Consider the following 16,607-nt stretch of genomic DNA (forward strand, 5'->3'; position numbering starts at 1 on the left):
AGATACTATATTTGTCAATGGCGAGCGAAAGCGAGCCAAAGTAAGATAATGGTCGCCGTGGTGAAAAGACCAGCACAGTGAATGTTCTGGTCGGGGGAAACTTTGAGACCTTAGGCTCAAAGTTTAGGAATGAAACCGAAGGTTTGCTTCCGTCCCCACCACCTAAGACCATTATCAAAAAAGAAAAGGATATTATTAACTATGAAACCAGTAATTTCCATCATCATGGGATCAAAGTCCGACTGGGCAACCATGCAAAAAACAGCAGAAGTCCTAGACCGCTTCGGCGTTGCTTACGAAAAGAAAGTTGTTTCCGCCCACCGTACACCAGACCTCATGTTCAAACATGCGGAAGAAGCACGTGGCCGTGGCATCAAGGTCATCATCGCAGGTGCGGGGGGCGCGGCTCACTTGCCAGGCATGGTAGCTGCTAAAACAACCCTTCCGGTTATTGGTGTACCAGTCAAATCACGAGTTCTTAGCGGTGTGGATTCGCTCTACTCTATCGTACAGATGCCAGGTGGTGTTCCAGTCGCAACCATGGCGATCGGTGAGGCTGGAGCGACTAACGCTGCCCTTTTTGCCCTCCGTCTCCTCTCAGTAGAAGACCAGGCCATTGCAGATGCGCTTGCTAACTTTGCTGAAGAACAAGGAAAAATCGCAGAGGAGTCTACAAATGAGCTCATCTAAAACAATCGGAATTATTGGTGGCGGTCAGCTTGGTCAGATGATGGCCATTTCTGCTATCTACATGGGTCACAAGGTTATCGCGCTGGATCCTGCAGTGGATTGTCCGGCCTCTCGCGTGGCGGAGATTATCGTGGCTCCTTATAATGATGTGGACGCTCTTCGCCAGTTGGCGGAGCGTTGCGATGTCCTCACTTATGAGTTTGAAAATGTGGATGCCGACGGTTTGGATGCTGTTATCAAGGATGGGCAACTCCCTCAAGGAACGGACTTGCTCCGCATTTCTCAAAATCGCATTTTTGAGAAGGACTTCCTTTCCAATAAGGCTCAAGTAACGGTAGCTCCTTACAAGGTCGTGACTTCAAGCCAAGATTTGGCAGATATCGACCTATCTAAAAACTATGTCCTCAAGACGGCGACTGGTGGCTATGATGGGCATGGACAAAAGGTTATTCGCTCAGAAGCAGACTTGGAAGAAGCCTATGCACTAGCTGATTCAGCAGACTGTGTCCTAGAAGAATTTGTCAACTTCGACCTTGAAATTTCTGTCATCGTGTCAGGTAATGGTAAGGACGTGACAGTCTTCCCTATTCAGGAAAATATCCACCGCAACAATATTCTATCTAAGACCATTGTGCCAGCTCGTATTTCTGGTGATCTAGCTGAGAAAGCCAAAGCCATGGCTGTGCGAATCGCTGAACAGCTTAACTTGTCTGGAACTCTCTGCGTGGAAATGTTTGCGACGGCCGATGACATCATTGTCAACGAAATTGCGCCACGCCCACACAACTCAGGGCATTATTCGATTGAGGCTTGTGACTTCTCGCAGTTTGATACCCATATTCTCGGTGTTCTCGCAGCACCATTACCTACTATCAGACTACATGCGCCAGCCGTTATGCTCAATGTTCTCGGCCAACATGTCGAGGCCGCTGAAAAGTATGTTACAGAAAATCCAAGCGCCCACCTCCACATGTATGGTAAAATAGAAGCGAAGCACAATCGCAAGATGGGACATGTGACTTTGTTTAGTGATGTGCCGGATGAGGTAGAGGAATTTGGAAAAGGGATTGATTTTTAAGTGAAAATAGCGATTCTAGGACTTGGAGTCATCGGGACCACCTATGCCTACGCCTTTCAAAAAGCAGGCCATCAAGTGGAACACGTACTTAGAGATAGTAAGAAAAACAATGCTCCGAAGGAGTTGTCGGTTGATCTGCTAGATGGTCGCTATCATTCCAAAGGTGAAAACAAACACGACACCTATGAGGTTCGTGTGGCAGAAGTTGATTCGGAATATGATTTTATTTTTCTCAGTGTGCGCCATGGGTTTGTCAAAGAAGCTGTGGAGACCTTGCGAAAAAATAATATCAAAGGTACTCTCGTTTTCTTCTGCAATTTCTGGGATACTCAAAAAGAGGTCCAAGAGTGGGCAGGGGATTACGACTATATTCTGGCCTTTCCGACAGCGGGCGGTCACATGCAAGAGGACCATTTGGATGGTGTCTTGTTTGATCATTTAATGCTAGAAGGTGAGCAAAAAGCACACATTTCTAACTATGCTGATCTGACGGATTTACTAGCTTCTGCAGATTTGAAGTGGGAAGTACCTCATGATATGGTCGAGTGGATTTGGATTCACATGGCGATTAATGCGGGTGTCACTTCGACAGCTGCTCGTTCGGGGAATTTGGAAAATCCAGAACAACTGGCTCTGAACTTGATGAATAGTTCTTCGGAATTATCATTGGCCATCAAGGCCATTCGAGAGGCTTTGAAAGTCGTAGAAGCGCGTGGCGTGAATTTAAAGCTCTACAAATCCGAGCTTCTGCCTTACAAAATTCCAGCATGGATTGCAGGAAAAGCTATGAAAGTCATGTTTGCGAAAAATGAGCTGACACGAAAAATCATGACCTTACACAATGATAAACAGGATATTTTCTACTGTTGTCAAAGTGTCTATCAGACAGGTCAGGAGTTAGGTGTTGAGATGCCTATTCTGGAAGCAAATATGAAGGGTTTTTCGATTTAGGAGGTTTTATGATTCAACTCATTGTCAACGCATTTGTTGAAAAAGAGAAGACCGGAGCAGTCGTCGAAGTCTTGTATGCTAGTAGCGATCACGAAAAAATGAAAGCTAAGTATGAAGAGCTAGTTGCACAATACCCTGAAAACTATTTAGCTATCTATGATCTACCGCTGGATACAGATTTGAATACACTCAATCATTATCCATCTGTGTGGATTGGGAAAGAAGAATTTGAATAAAGTGATTGCCGTTTGCTAACTGATGTGAAACATCAAAAGAAATATTGCATATAAAACTAAAAAGAAGTGGATATAGGATACCATTAATTTGAGCTCAAACGTCCAATCTTTGATAGAATTAAATAAACAAAAAAGAAAGGAACAAGGGTACTCGTATTCACAAAAACTGAATACGGGCTACGGACTTGGTCAAAAAGATAGTTTTTCCTAGAAGCTGACGCTTCTTCGTCGAAACTCCTATTTTGACTGTATCCGCTTAACGCCCTTAATATCTTAATTATGATCGAACGTTACTCTCGCCCTGAGATGGCGAATATTTGGAGTGAGGAAAATAAATACCGTGCTTGGCTTGAGGTGGAGATCTTGGCTGATGAGGCATGGGCTGAGTTGGGAGAAATCCCTAAGGAAGATGTGGCTTTGATTCGTGAAAAAGCGGACTTTGACATCGACCGTATTTTGGAGATTGAGCAGGAGACTCGCCACGATGTGGTGGCTTTCACGCGTGCGGTTTCTGAGACTCTTGGTGAAGAGCGTAAGTGGGTCCACTATGGTTTGACTTCTACCGACGTAGTGGATACTGCCTATGGTTACCTCTACAAGCAGGCTAACGACATCATTCGTCGTGACCTTGAAAACTTCACCAACATCATCGCTGATAAGGCTAAGGAGCACAAGTTCACCATCATGATGGGTCGTACTCATGGTGTACACGCTGAGCCGACAACATTTGGTCTTAAATTGGCGACTTGGTACAGCGAAATGAAACGCAACATTGAGCGTTTCGAGCATGCGGCTGCTGGTGTGGAAGCTGGTAAGATTTCTGGTGCGGTGGGTAACTTTGCCAACATCCCACCATTCGTTGAAAAATACGTCTGCGACAAGCTTGGTATCCGTGCTCAAGAAATCTCTACACAGGTGCTTCCTCGTGACCTTCACGCTGAGTACTTTGCAGTTCTTGCTAGCATCGCAACTTCTATCGAGCGTATGGCAACTGAAATTCGTGGTCTGCAAAAATCTGAGCAACGTGAAGTGGAAGAGTTCTTTGCTAAAGGTCAAAAAGGTTCTTCAGCAATGCCTCACAAACGTAACCCTATCGGTTCTGAAAACATGACTGGTCTTGCGCGTGTTATCCGTGGTCACATGATTACGGCCTATGAGAATGTTGCTCTCTGGCACGAACGTGATATCTCTCACTCATCAGCTGAGCGTATCATCACACCAGATACGACTATTCTGATCGACTACATGCTCAACCGTTTTGGAAATATCGTTAAAAACTTGACAGTTTTCCCTGAAAACATGGTCCGCAACATGAACTCTACATTTGGTTTGATATTCAGTCAACGTGCTATGTTGGCTTTGATTGAAAAAGGTATGACGCGTGAACAAGCTTACGACCTTGTTCAACCTAAGACAGCCCAATCATGGGACAATCAAGTAGACTTTAAACCACTTCTAGAAGCAGATCCAGAAGTGACTTCACGCCTCACTCAAGAAGAAATCGATGAAATCTTCAACCCAACTTACTATACCAAACGTGTGGATGAGATCTTCGAACGCATCGGCTTGGGTGATTAATGATAACAATAAAAAGCGAGATTTTTGTCTCGCTTTTTATTTGTGCTTAATCTTTTTTCTTGCTAAGTCCGTAAGCTGTGAGAGCAGTCATAAGACCAGTAGCAATTAACCATTCTGAACCTTGGCTTCCTGTCTCAGGAAGTTTATTTTCTTTTGCTACAGGAGCTGGGCCTTGAGGAAGGACTTTGTTCTCCTCTGCAGGAACAGTTGCTGGAGCTGGTTCATTTGGAATATCTAGTTTTGGTTTTTCTTCTGTAACAGGAGCTGGCACATTTGGAATCTCTAGTGCTGGTTTTTCTTCTGCGATAGCAGCTTGACCATGTTCATCGCCAAGGTGAATGACAGGATTTCCAACTTCAATCACTTGAGCGACTGGTTCTTGAGCTACAACGCTAGTAACCAATGTTTTAACTTCAGATCCATCAGCAGCAGTAGTTACAGAGTAGAAATGGCTACGACGACCGTTGACACCTGCAGTTACTAGACGAGTTTGTCCCTTTGGTAGCGAAGGAGTCTCGCGAGTGATCGTTGTAAATGGAATTTCTTCATCTTCGATGACTACACGAGGTTTGTTTAGCACAGGAGCTTGACCTTTTTCGTCTCCTACATGTGTTGCTAATGTTCCAACTTCGACAATTTGATTGACAGCTTTTTTCGTTACTTGATCTTCAAGAACTGTTTCTGTCTGCTTGCCATTTTCAGTCACGACTGAAAGATACTTAGTACGTTCTCCTTTGACACCAACAGTTATGACTTTCTCTTGTCCTGCTGGAAGGTTAGGATTTTCTTTCTTAACGATCTCAAACGGAATTTCTTCTGTCTTAACAAGAAGCTCTGGTCGATTTTCAATTGTAGCAGCAGTTTCACTCTCATCGAGGCTTCCTGAGTGAGTGGCAGCTGGTTTAAGACCAAGTCTAGCAGCTTTGAGATTAGCTACAAGTGCATCCAACTCAGCTTGTTTATTACGGTTGAGGTTGTAGTTAAGAGCGTCTTTAGCAGTCTTGAGAGCATCGAGACTTTCTGTGCTATATCCTTCTAAGTTTTCAGGGATTTGAGCAAGTTCTTCGCGTAGCGCTTTGTAGTCAGCACGGAAGTAGTCTTTGTTGTGGTCTGCAAAGGCAGTCATGAGTTCAAAGATTTCTTCTTCCTTGTATTCTGCGCTTGGTCGATCAGCCCAGATAGCTAACATACTACCAACAGTAGGTAGGTCAACTTCAGGATATTTAGTTGATGCTAGTTGGTTAAATGGAGTTTTTTCAGTATTTTCAATAGCTTTCTTGAGGAAGCCACCACCATCTTCTGGTTTTTGACCGAGAATGTAGTACCAATCTCCATTCGTGTTAAGGAATTTGTACCCCTTACTTGCTAGGTATTGAGGAGATGCAAGGTTATAACCCCACCAACCTTTAGACCAGTAAGAGATGATAACGTCTTTATCAAACTCAACATCATCCTTGTCTTCATAGTAGAAGCCGTCGTTAAAGGCCATTGGTTGAAGACCTTTTTCTTTAGCCATGGCAGCTAGACTATTAGCGTATTCAGCAAATTTACCGTAGAGTCCATACCATTTGAGGTAGTACCAACCTTGAGCGTTGGTAGCGTCATTGGCATACTCATCTGTACCATAGTTGAAGATCTTAGTCTTACCTGCAAAGAAGTCCATGTACTTGCCAATAAGGGCTTTTGTAAAGTTCATTGCTTCTTCGTTTTCAAGGTCCATAGTTGTTTTTGAAACCTTGTCAAAGTTAGCTTGAGGGTTTGCGATGCCTAATTTTTCCATAGCGACAAGCATAGCATCCATGTGACCTGGGCTATTGATAGCTGGGATTAGTCCAATACCTTTGTTTTTAGCATATTGGATAAGCTCAGTGATTTCGGCTTGGTTCAAAGTAGTTCCGTTAGGATCGTCGTAGTAAGATTTTGTTCCTTCGATGATGGCGTTTTTCACATCGTCGCTTGCATAAGTCTTGCCGTTTGCTGAGATACTCATATCATCCAATAGGAAGCGAAGTCCATCATTTCCAAGGAGGAGATGAAGGTCAGAGTAACCAAGTTCGCTAGCCTTATCAACGATACGTTTAAGTTGGTCTAGCGTGAAGTATTTACGTCCAGCATCAATAGAGATAACCTTATTTTTAGCTAGTTTTTCAACTTCGTGTTTAGCGTCCTCTTCTTTTTGAGCTTCTGGAGTGAAGGTCAAGTTAGCAACAGCTTCTTGGAGTTTTGCGATCGCTTGATCAATGGTATCTTGTTCAGCACGGCTGAGGTTGCTATCAAGAGAGCGGATGGCTTTTTCAGCTTCTTTAACGGCTGCAATACTTTCTTCTGTGTAGCGAGTAAGGTCTGTTGGAACTTCTTTCAGAGCTTGTTCAGCAGACTCGTAATCAGCAGCGAAATATTCAGCATTTGAGTTTGCGAATTGACGCATAAGCTTGAATAGACGAGATGGAGAGTAGCGAGCAGATGGAGTATCAGCCCAAGCCGCTACCATACCACCAATAATAGGAACGTCAGCTCCTTCTGTTTTTGGAATTGAAGTAATCGGTGTGCTCTTAATACCGTTCAAACCTTGGTCCAGGTTGTACCAACCTTGCCCGTCAGCATTACGGCCGAGAACGTAGTACCAAGCATCATTAGTATTGAGGATTTCGTGTCCTTTTTCAGCTAGTAACTTAGAAGAAGCGACATCGTAACCACCCCAGCCACCAGTCCACATAGAGACGATGATGTCCTTGTCAAAGGTACCAAAACTTGTATCGCTATTATAGTAGATACCGTCGTTGAAGGCCATAGGTTTTAGACCGTGAGATTTGACGATACGAGCTAGGTCATTTGCATAGGCGATGAATTTGTCATAACCCTTGTCTGGGAATCCATCTTCTGGATACCATTTATAGGCTTGAAGCACGCTCCATCCTTTGGCATCAGTAGCATCATTAGCGTACTCATCCAAACCGATGTTGAAGATTTCAGACTTACCAGCAAAGTAGCCTGCATACTTATCAATCAAAGCTTTTGTGAAGGCAACAGCTTTTTCATTGTCAAGGTCAACAGTACGCGCTGATTCTTTACCAAAATAGTTAAAGTTAGGCTTTTCAATACCCAATTCTTTCATAGCATTAAGGATAGCGTCCATGTGGCCAGGACTGTTAACAGATGGGATAAGTCCAATACCTTTATCCTTGGCATAGTTAATCAAGTCGGTCATTTGGCTTTCAGTTAGATGATTGCCGTTTGGATCGTTGTAGTAAGTATTGGTTCCATTTTCAACAGCGCGTTTGACATCATCGCTTGCATAAGTTTTGTCCCCTACAGTTAGAGACATGTCATCAAGCATAAAACGCAAGCCATCATTTCCGACTAGGAGATGAAGATCAGTGTAACCATAGTGTTTGGCTTTGTCGATGATTTCTTTCAGTTGTTCAGGAGAGAAGTATTTACGCCCTGCATCGATTGAAACGATTTTCTTTTTAGCTAGTTTTTCATTGACTTGAGCTTCTCTATCTGTAGCAACTACAGGAGCTTCAACTTTAGTAACTTCTTTGTTTTCAACTTTTTCTTTTTCAGATTCTGTCTTCTTAACTTCTTCAGTTGCTTCTGGTTTTGTTGGAGTTTCTTCGGCTACAACAGTTTTTTCTACGACAGGTGCAGGAGTAGCTTCAACTTTTGGTGCTTCAGTGTTTGTTACAGGTGTCGCTGGAGCTGCAGGAACTACGGCTTCTGGTGTAGGACTAGTTTCAAGTTTTTCTTCGCTGGCCTGTGGAGACGATTCTCCTGCGGCTTGGATAGTGGGTTGATTCTCTGTTGTAGTAGGTACGACTCCATCAGCGGCAACAGCTTGCGCATGAAAGGCAAAGCCGATCAAGACAGAAGCTGCTCCGATTGCGTATTTACGAATAGAGAAACGCTGTTTATTTTCTGGTTTCATTAAATAACCTCCTAATTTATTGTTTTGGTAGCGTTTTCACAAACTGATTCCATTGTATTATCTGAAACTAGTAAAGTCAAGTATTTTAATAAAATACCTATAAAAAATATAAGAAGTTATTTAATTTGAACTAATTTTCAGTTTTTACTCTGTTTTTAGTAAAATTTCTCCAAATTATAGTTTAAAGTCATTTGATATTTCCTACTAAAAGCTAGCGTGCTATAATGAAAAACAGAAAAGCCTGAAACGATTGTCTCAGACTTTTTAATGTTTAGTGATCGCGATCACATGAGATAAATTTAATCTTATAGAAATCAGAACGTTTGTAAGTTTCAATGTATTCCAACACTTGGCCAGTTGACTCAAGTTTAGTTGTCTTGGTTTGGAGAACAGTTGGGAACTGAGAGTCGATTCCTAGGATAGAAGCAGCATGTTCTGGAGTTGGAAATACAATTTCATTGATTTCTTCAAAATGCTCGTCATTCATGTGAATGTGGTAGTCCAATTTGAAACGATTATAGATAGAACTATAGTATTCAAGATTTGGATAGTTTGCATTGATGTATTGTTCAGGGATATAAGATGTGTGGTAGATATAAGTAACACCGTTAGATTCACGGACACGTTCGATTTTGTAATAAAATTGATCGCCACGCAATCCCAATTTTTCTAAGTAGTTAAGATCGTTACCGCGTTCAATAGAAAGAACAGTGACTTTATCGTCCTTGGTTTCAAAAATTTCTACATCAGAAAATTCTACGAGTTTGTGCTTGCGAGCGCGAGCCACAAAGGTTCCTTTTCCTTGTTGGCGGACAATATAACCGTCTTTAGCAAGGTCGTTTAAGGCGCGAACAACAGTGATTGAACTTACGTCATACATTGCAATCAATTCTGCTTCAGTGTAGAACTTGTCGCCACTTGCAAATTGACCTGAAATGATTTTGTTTTTCAATTCATCTTTGATATATTGATACTTTGGAATTGCCATATTTTCACCTCATTTTTTCCTTCTCCATCTTCGATTTTACCATAAATAGTTTGAAAATGATAGTAAATAATGTAAAAAAATAAAATAATAGGCTAAGTGATTGACTTACATATTATTTATGGTTATAAACTTATACATTTATGAGATCTAGATCGAGAATCTTTAAGAAAAAAATTTTTTACAAGAATTTTAGAAAACAATTCAGTAAAAAAAGAAAAAATTTAAATAATTTTCGAAAAATCTATTGACAAGATGGATTCATTAGTTTATTATTTAATATAACAACAAATGAAAGCGCAAACGGAAAAGTATGGGGTGGTAAAATGGCAAGGTTTAAAATTGAGGATGATTTTTACCTAGATGGGAAACCATTCAAAATTTTATCTGGTGCCATTCATTATTTTAGAATTCCTGAAGAAGACTGGTATCATTCATTATACAATCTCAAAGCTTTAGGTTTCAACACCGTTGAAACATATGTCGCTTGGAATTTGCATGAGCCAACTGAAGGAAACTTCAATTTTGAAGGCAATCTTAATATTGACAAATTTCTTCAGACAGCTCAGGACTTAGGCTTGTATGCTATTGTTCGACCATCTCCCTTTATCTGTGCAGAGTGGGAATTCGGTGGTTTACCAGCATGGCTTTTAAATAAAGACATGCGAATCCGTTCTTCTGATCCAGCCTTTGTTGAAATGGTAGGACGTTACTACGATCATTTACTTCCGCGTCTTGTTTCAAGATTGTTGGACAATGGTGGTAACATCCTCATGATGCAGGTTGAAAATGAGTACGGTTCATACGGTGAGGACAAGACTTACTTGCGTGAGATTCGCCGATTGATGGAAGAACGTTCAGTAACTTGTCCGCTCTTTACATCTGATGGCCCATGGCGAGCAACTCTGAAAGCTGGAACCTTAATCGAAGATGATCTCTTTGTGACAGGGAACTTTGGTTCAAAAGCTAACTTTAACTTCTCGCAAATGCAAGAGTTCTTTGATGAGTATGGCAAGAAATGGCCACTCATGTGTATGGAATTCTGGGATGGATGGTTTAACCGATGGAAAGAACCAGTCATCACGCGTGATCCAGAGGAGTTAGCAGAAGCCGTACATGAGGTGCTAGAGCAAGCCTCTATCAACCTTTACATGTTCCACGGTGGAACCAACTTTGGATTTATGAATGGTTGTTCAGCTCGAGGGACCATTGATTTACCACAAGTAACATCTTATGATTATGACGCTCTCCTTAATGAAGCTGGAAATCCAACTGCTAAATACATGGCAGTTAAGGAAATGATGGCAACTTACTATTCTGAGTATCCACAATTAGAACCGCTTTACAAAGAGAGTATGGAAGTTGAAAACATTCCACTGGTTGAGAAAGTTTCTCTCTTTGGAACCTTGGATAGCCTAACAAGTCCTATCGAGAGTCTCTATCCTAAGAAAATGGAAGAGTTGGGGCAAAGCTACGGTTATCTACTCTATCGTACAGAAGCTAGTTGGGATGCAGAAGAAGAACGCATCCGCATCATTGACGGTCGAGACAGAGCTCAGCTATTTGTAGATGGTAAATGGGTTGCAACTCAGTACCAAACAGAAATTGGTGAAGATATCTTCTATCAAGGAAAAAAGAAAGCGCTCTCTCGTTTTGATATCCTGGTAGAAAATATGGGGCGTGTCAATTATGGTCACAAATTCTTAGCAGATACCCAGCGAAAAGGGATTCGTACAGGTGTTTGTAAAGATCTGCATTTCTTGCTCAATTGGAAACAATATCCGCTTCCACTAGATAATCCTGAAAAGATTGATTTCTCAAAAGGATGGACAGAAGGACAGCCTGCCTTTTACGCCTATGACTTTGAAGTTGAGGCTCCGAAGGATACCTACTTAGAACTATCTGAATTTGGTAAAGGGATTGTCTATGTCAATGGCCATCATCTAGGTCGTTTCTGGAATGTTGGTCCAACCTTATCGCTTTATATTCCGCACAGCTATCTCAAGGAAGGTGCTAACCGCATCATTATCTTTGAAACTGAAGGGGATTATGAAGATCACATACACTTAACTCGTAAACCTACACTAAAACATATAAAGGGGGAAAATTTATGACAATTGTAGGATGCCGTATAGATGGGCGCTTAATTCACGGACAAGTGGCAAACCTTTGGTCTGCTAAACTTAATGTTTCACGTATCATGGTCGTTGACAATGAAGTTGTGAACAACGACGTTGAAAAAAGCGGCTTGAAACTTGCAACACCACCAGGTGTAAAACTTAGTATTTTGCCAGTTGATAAAGCAGCGGCGAATATCCTTGCTGGTAAATATGATAGCCAACGTCTTTTGATTGTAGCACGCAAACCTGACCGTTTCCTCGGTTTGGTCGAAGCAGGTGTGCCGCTTGAAACTGTCAACGTCGGCAACATGTCTCAAACACCAGAAACTCGTCCTATCACACGTTCTATTAACGTTGTTGATAAAGACGTAGAAGATTTCCACAAATTGGCGGAAAAAGGTGTTAAACTTACTGCTCAAATGGTTCCAAATGATCCAGTTTCAGACTTTTTGAGCTTATTAAAATAGGAAAAAATTTTTAGGAGGTCATTGTTATGATACAATGGTGGCAAATTTTACTTCTCACTTTGTACTCAGCTTATCAAATCTGTGATGAGTTGACGATCGTTTCTTCTGCAGGTTCCCCTGTATTCGCTGGTTTCATTACTGGTTTAGTCATGGGAGATTTGACAACTGGTTTGTTTATCGGTGGTAGCTTGCAGTTGTTCGTACTTGGGGTAGGTACCTTCGGTGGTGCTTCTCGTATCGACGCAACTTCTGGTGCGGTTCTTGCGACTGCTTTCTCAGTTTCACAAGGAATCGAAACAGACCTTGCGATCACTACAATCGCTGTACCAGTAGCAGCACTTTTGACTTACTTCGACGTACTTGGTCGTATGACTACAACATTCTTCGCTCACCGTATTGATGCTGCGATCGAACGCTTTGACTACAAAGGAATCGAACGTAACTATCTTCTTGGTGCAGTTCCTTGGGCTCTATCTCGTGCCCTTCCAGTATTCTTCGCCCTTGCTTTCGGTGGAGAATTCGTACAAGGTGTTGTAAACCTTGTTAAAGAATACCAATGGGTTGCAGACGGTTTGACTCTTGCAGGTCGTATGCTTCCAGGCCTTGGATTCGCTATCTTGCTTCGTTACCTTCCAGTTAAACGTAACCTTCACTACCTTGCTATGGGATTCGGTTTGACAGCTATGTTGACTGTACTTTACTCATACGTAACAGGTCTTGGTGGAGTAGTTGCTGGTCTCGTTGGCACTCTTCCTGCTGACGTTGCTGAAAAAATTGGCTTTGCCAACAACTTCAAAGGTTTGTCTATGATCGGTATCTCTATCGTAGGTATCTTCCTTGCAGTGCTTCACTTCAAGAACAGCCAAAAAGTTGCTGTAGCAGCACCTTCTACACCATCAGAAAGTGGGGAAATTGAAGATGACGAATTCTAATTACAAATTAACAAAAGAAGATTTTAATCAAATTAACAAACGTAGCTTGTTCACTTTCCAATTGGGATGGAACTACGAGCGTATGCAAGCATCAGGTTACCTTTACATGATCTTGCCACAATTGCGTAAAATGTATGGAGATGGAACTCCTGAGTTGAAAGAAATGATGAAAGTTCATACTCAATTCTTCAACACTTCACCATTCTTCCACACTATCATCGCTGGTTTTGATCTTGCCATGGAAGAAAAAGATGGCATTGTCTCAAAAGATGCGGTTAACGGTATCAAGACAGGTTTGATGGGACCATTCGCTCCTCTTGGAGATACTATCTTTGGTTCACTTGTTCCTGCTATCATGGGATCTATCGCTGCAACAATGGCTATCGCTGGCCAACCTTGGGGTATCTTCCTTTGGATCGCAGTTGCAGTAGCTTATGACATCTTCCGTTGGAAACAGTTGGAATTTGCCTACAAAGAAGGGGTTAACCTTATCAACAACATGCAAAGCACTTTGACAGCTTTGATTGAAGCTGCATCTGTACTTGGTGTGTTCATGATGGGGGCTCTTGTAGCAACAATGATCAACTTTGAAATTTCATACAAATTGCCAATCGGTGAAAAGATGATTGACTTCCAAGACATCTTGAACTCAATCTTCCCACGTTTGCTTCCAGCGATCTTCACTGCATTCATCTTCTGGTTGCTTGGTAAGAAAGGTATGAACTCTACAAAAGCTATCGGTATCATTATCGTGCTTGCCTTGGCTCTTTCTGCTCTTGGTAAATTTGCACTTGGAATGGGCGCATAGTTTATGACTAAATCATTGATTTTAGTGAGTCACGGTCGTTTCTGTGAAGAACTTAAAGGTAGCACAGAGATGATTATGGGACCACAAGATAACATCCATGCGGTAGCTCTTCTTCCAGAAGATGGGCCAGAAGAATTTACTGCAAAATTTGAAGCTGCTGTTGAAGGATTGGATGATTTCCTAGTCTTTGCGGATCTTCTTGGCGGAACTCCATGTAACGTGGTGAGCCGTTTGATTATGGAAGGTCGCGACATTGAACTTTATGCAGGAATGAACCTTCCAATGGTCATTGAGTTTATCAATGCAAGCCTAACTGGCATGGATGTGGACTATAAGAGACGTGCTTCAGAAAACATTGTGAAAGTTAATGATTTATTGGCAAGCTTCGACGACGATGAAGATGAATAATACTCTTCAAAAATCAAATTCAAACCACGTCAGCTTCGCCTTGCCGTACTTGAGTACAGCCTTCGGCTAGCTTCCTAGTTTGCTCTTTGATTTTCATTGAGTATAAGATGTGATTGCGTTAAAACGTTAAATCATCTTATAGAAAATATACATGGGAATGGGAGCAGCTCCCATTCCCATGTTTTCAATCATGAAACAATATTAGATTAGAGGTTTTCAATGCTAGATTATACAAAAGAAGATTTGCTTGAGTTGGGGGCAGAAATCACAACTCGCGAAATTTACCAACAACCAGACGTTTGGAAAGAAGCTTTTGAAGCTTATCAAGCACGACGTGATGAAATTGCAGCCTTCTTACAAGGAATTGCTGACAAACATGACTACATCAAAGTTATCCTGACTGGTGCTGGAACTTCTGCTTATGTAGGTGATACTCTCGTTCCTTACTTTAAAGAAGTTTATGATGAACGTAAATGGAATTTTAATGCTATCGCGACAACTGATATTGTAGCAAACCCACAAACTTATTTGAAAAAAGATGTGACAACTGTTTTGGTATCATTCGCGCGTAGCGGGAACTCACCTGAGAGTGTGGCAACAGTTGACCTGGCCAAGGCTTTGGTTGATGAGCTTTATCAAGTGACAATCACTTGTGCTGCTGAAGGGAAATTGGCTCTCCAAGCGCATGGTGATGACCGCAACCTATTGTTGCTACAACCAGCTGCTTCTAACGATGCTGGCTTTGCTATGACTTCAAGCTTCACTTCAATGATGTTGACAGCACTTTTGGTATTTGATCCAACAGAATTTGCTGTTAAAGCTGAACGTTTTGACGTGCTATCTAGTTTAGCTCGTAAAGTCCTTGATAATGTAGCAGATGTCAAAGAGTTGGTTGACCTAGACTTTAACCGAGTGATTTATCTAGGTGCGGGCCCATTCTTCGGACTTGCTCACGAAGCTCAGCTTAAAATTTTGGAATTGACTGCTGGTCAAGTCGCGACTATGTATGAAAGTCCAGTTGGCTTCCGTCACGGTCCAAAATCTCTTATCAACGAAGATACAGTCGTTTTGGTATTTGGTACGACAACAGACTATACTCGTAAGTATGACTTGGACTTGGTTCGTGAAGTTGCAGGCGACCAAATTGCTCGACGTGTTGTTCTCTTGAGCGATCAAGCCTTCGGACTTGAAAATGTGAAGGAAGTAGCACTTGGATGCGGTGGGGTTCTGAATGATGTTTACCGTGTCTTCCCTTACATCGTTTATGGTCAGTTATTTGCTCTCTTGACTTCACTTAAAGTTGGTAACAGACCAGATACACCATCACCTACAGGTACAGTTAACCGCGTCGTTCAAGGTGTTATTATTCACGAGTTTGAAAAATAAGGAGTTATTTATGAGTAAATTAACATTAAGCCCAAATAAACTTGCTTGCATGCAAAAACTCTCTGATGAGAATGGTATCATCTCAGCTCTTGCTTTTGACCAACGTGGTGCTTTGAAACGCCTTATGGCTCAATACCAAACAGAAGAGCCAACAGTAGCTCAAATGGAAGAACTCAAAGTATTGGTAGCAGATGAATTGACAAAATACGCTTCATCTATGCTTCTTGACCCTGAGTATGGACTTCCAGCGACTAAAGCTCTTGATGAAAAAGCAGGTCTTCTCCTTGCTTATGAAAAAACAGGATACGACACAACAAGTACAAAACGTTTGCCAGACTGCTTGGATGTTTGGTCTGCAAAACGTATCAAAGAACAAGGTGCAGATGCTGTTAAGTTCTTGCTTTACTATGATGTAGACAGCTCTGACGAACTCAACCAACAAAAACAAGCCTACATCGAACGTATCGGTTCTGAGTGTGTGGCTGAAGATATTCCATTCTTCCTTGAAATCTTGGCTTACGATGAAAAGATTGCTGACGCAGGTTCTGCTGAATACGCTAAAGTAAAACCACACAAGGTTATCGGAGCTATGAAAGTCTTCTCAGACCCACGCTTCAACATCGATGTCTTGAAAGTAGAAGTTCCAGTTAACGTGAAATACGTTGAAGGCTTTGGTGATGGCGAAATCGTTCATACACGTGAAGAAGCAGCTGCTTTCTTCAAAGCGCAAGACGAAGCAACTAACCTTCCATACATCTACTTGAGTGCAGGTGTATCCGCTAAGCTCTTCCAAGAAACACTTGTCTTTGCCCATGAATCAGGCGCAAACTTCAATGGTGTTCTTTGTGGACGTGCAACATGGGCTGGCTCCGTTGAAGCTTACATCAAAGATGGAGAAGCAGCAGCTCGCGAATGGCTTCGTACAACTGGATTTGAAAACATCGATGAACTTAACAAGGTTCTTCAAACAACAGCTACTTCATGGACTGAACGTGTAGAAGCATAGATCAGAAATAGAAAAAACGACTTTTGTTAATAAA

General features: G+C 41.8%; 14 protein-coding genes. 12 read left to right on the forward strand and 2 right to left on the reverse strand.

Annotation, left to right across the window (positions count from 1 at the left end; all coding sequences use genetic code 11):
- Positions 1–201 precede the first annotated feature (201 nt).
- From purE to purB, 5 genes are all read left to right on the forward strand, one after another.
- A complete protein-coding gene (gene purE, locus ADH90_RS09920) occupies positions 202–690 on the forward strand; it encodes a 5-(carboxyamino)imidazole ribonucleotide mutase (RefSeq protein ID WP_049531136.1) in 489 nt (162 codons plus the stop codon).
- Positions 677–1,768: a 5-(carboxyamino)imidazole ribonucleotide synthase gene (gene purK, locus ADH90_RS09925; RefSeq protein ID WP_049531138.1), complete on the forward strand. Its 1,092-nt coding sequence runs from the start codon at positions 677–679 to the stop codon at positions 1,766–1,768. The genes purE and purK overlap by 14 nt, the downstream gene beginning before the upstream one ends.
- Positions 1,769–2,719 carry a ketopantoate reductase family protein gene (locus tag ADH90_RS09930; RefSeq protein WP_000684300.1) on the forward strand — a complete coding sequence of 317 codons (951 nt, stop codon included), beginning with the start codon at positions 1,769–1,771 and terminating at the stop codon, positions 2,717–2,719.
- Between the two features lie 8 nt (positions 2,720–2,727).
- Positions 2,728–2,955 carry a hypothetical protein gene (locus ADH90_RS09935; protein WP_000615430.1) on the forward strand — a complete coding sequence of 76 codons (228 nt, stop codon included), beginning with the start codon at positions 2,728–2,730 and terminating at the stop codon, positions 2,953–2,955.
- Positions 2,956–3,234: 279 nt separating this feature from the next.
- Positions 3,235–4,533 carry an adenylosuccinate lyase gene (purB, locus tag ADH90_RS09940; RefSeq protein ID WP_000572897.1) on the forward strand — a complete coding sequence of 433 codons (1,299 nt, stop codon included), beginning with the start codon at positions 3,235–3,237 and terminating at the stop codon, positions 4,531–4,533.
- 46 nt (positions 4,534–4,579) lie between these two features.
- Here the strand turns inward: purB and strH are convergent, their stop codons facing one another.
- Both strH and ADH90_RS09950 read right to left on the reverse strand, forming a co-directional pair.
- Entirely contained in the window at positions 4,580–8,461 is a 3,882-nt protein-coding gene (gene strH, locus ADH90_RS09945; protein ID WP_049531141.1) for an LPXTG-anchored beta-N-acetylhexosaminidase StrH, read from the reverse strand.
- Between the two features lie 271 nt (positions 8,462–8,732).
- Positions 8,733–9,449: a GntR family transcriptional regulator gene (locus tag ADH90_RS09950; protein WP_001007179.1), complete on the reverse strand. Its 717-nt coding sequence runs from the start codon at positions 9,447–9,449 to the stop codon at positions 8,733–8,735.
- A 323-nt stretch (positions 9,450–9,772) separates the two neighbouring features.
- Between ADH90_RS09950 and ADH90_RS09955 the strand changes: the two genes are divergently transcribed.
- The 7 genes from ADH90_RS09955 (at position 9,773) to lacD (ending at position 16,573) form a co-directional block, all read left to right on the forward strand.
- Entirely contained in the window at positions 9,773–11,560 is a 1,788-nt protein-coding gene (locus tag ADH90_RS09955; protein WP_049531142.1) for a glycoside hydrolase family 35 protein, read from the forward strand.
- Positions 11,557–12,033, forward strand: coding sequence for a PTS system mannose/fructose/N-acetylgalactosamine-transporter subunit IIB (locus ADH90_RS09960; RefSeq protein ID WP_006147736.1), 477 nt, complete (start codon positions 11,557–11,559; stop codon positions 12,031–12,033). The genes ADH90_RS09955 and ADH90_RS09960 overlap by 4 nt, the downstream gene beginning before the upstream one ends.
- A 26-nt stretch (positions 12,034–12,059) precedes the next feature.
- A complete protein-coding gene (locus tag ADH90_RS09965) occupies positions 12,060–12,965 on the forward strand; it encodes a PTS mannose/fructose/sorbose/N-acetylgalactosamine transporter subunit IIC (RefSeq protein WP_000617021.1) in 906 nt (301 codons plus the stop codon).
- Entirely contained in the window at positions 12,952–13,773 is an 822-nt protein-coding gene (locus ADH90_RS09970; protein ID WP_000185279.1) for a PTS system mannose/fructose/sorbose family transporter subunit IID, read from the forward strand. The genes ADH90_RS09965 and ADH90_RS09970 overlap by 14 nt, the downstream gene beginning before the upstream one ends.
- 3 nt (positions 13,774–13,776) lie before the next feature.
- On the forward strand, positions 13,777–14,181 hold the full coding sequence (locus ADH90_RS09975) for a PTS sugar transporter subunit IIA (protein WP_080982654.1): 405 nt from the start codon (positions 13,777–13,779) through the stop codon (positions 14,179–14,181).
- Positions 14,182–14,400: 219 nt separating this feature from the next.
- On the forward strand, positions 14,401–15,567 hold the full coding sequence (locus ADH90_RS09980) for an SIS domain-containing protein (RefSeq protein WP_049531143.1): 1,167 nt from the start codon (positions 14,401–14,403) through the stop codon (positions 15,565–15,567).
- A 10-nt stretch (positions 15,568–15,577) separates the two neighbouring features.
- A complete protein-coding gene (gene lacD / locus ADH90_RS09985) occupies positions 15,578–16,573 on the forward strand; it encodes a tagatose-bisphosphate aldolase (RefSeq protein ID WP_049531144.1) in 996 nt (331 codons plus the stop codon).
- Positions 16,574–16,607: the final 34 nt, after the last annotated feature.

Source organism: Streptococcus pseudopneumoniae (assembly GCF_001073085.1).
GTDB lineage: Bacteria > Bacillota > Bacilli > Lactobacillales > Streptococcaceae > Streptococcus > Streptococcus pseudopneumoniae_M.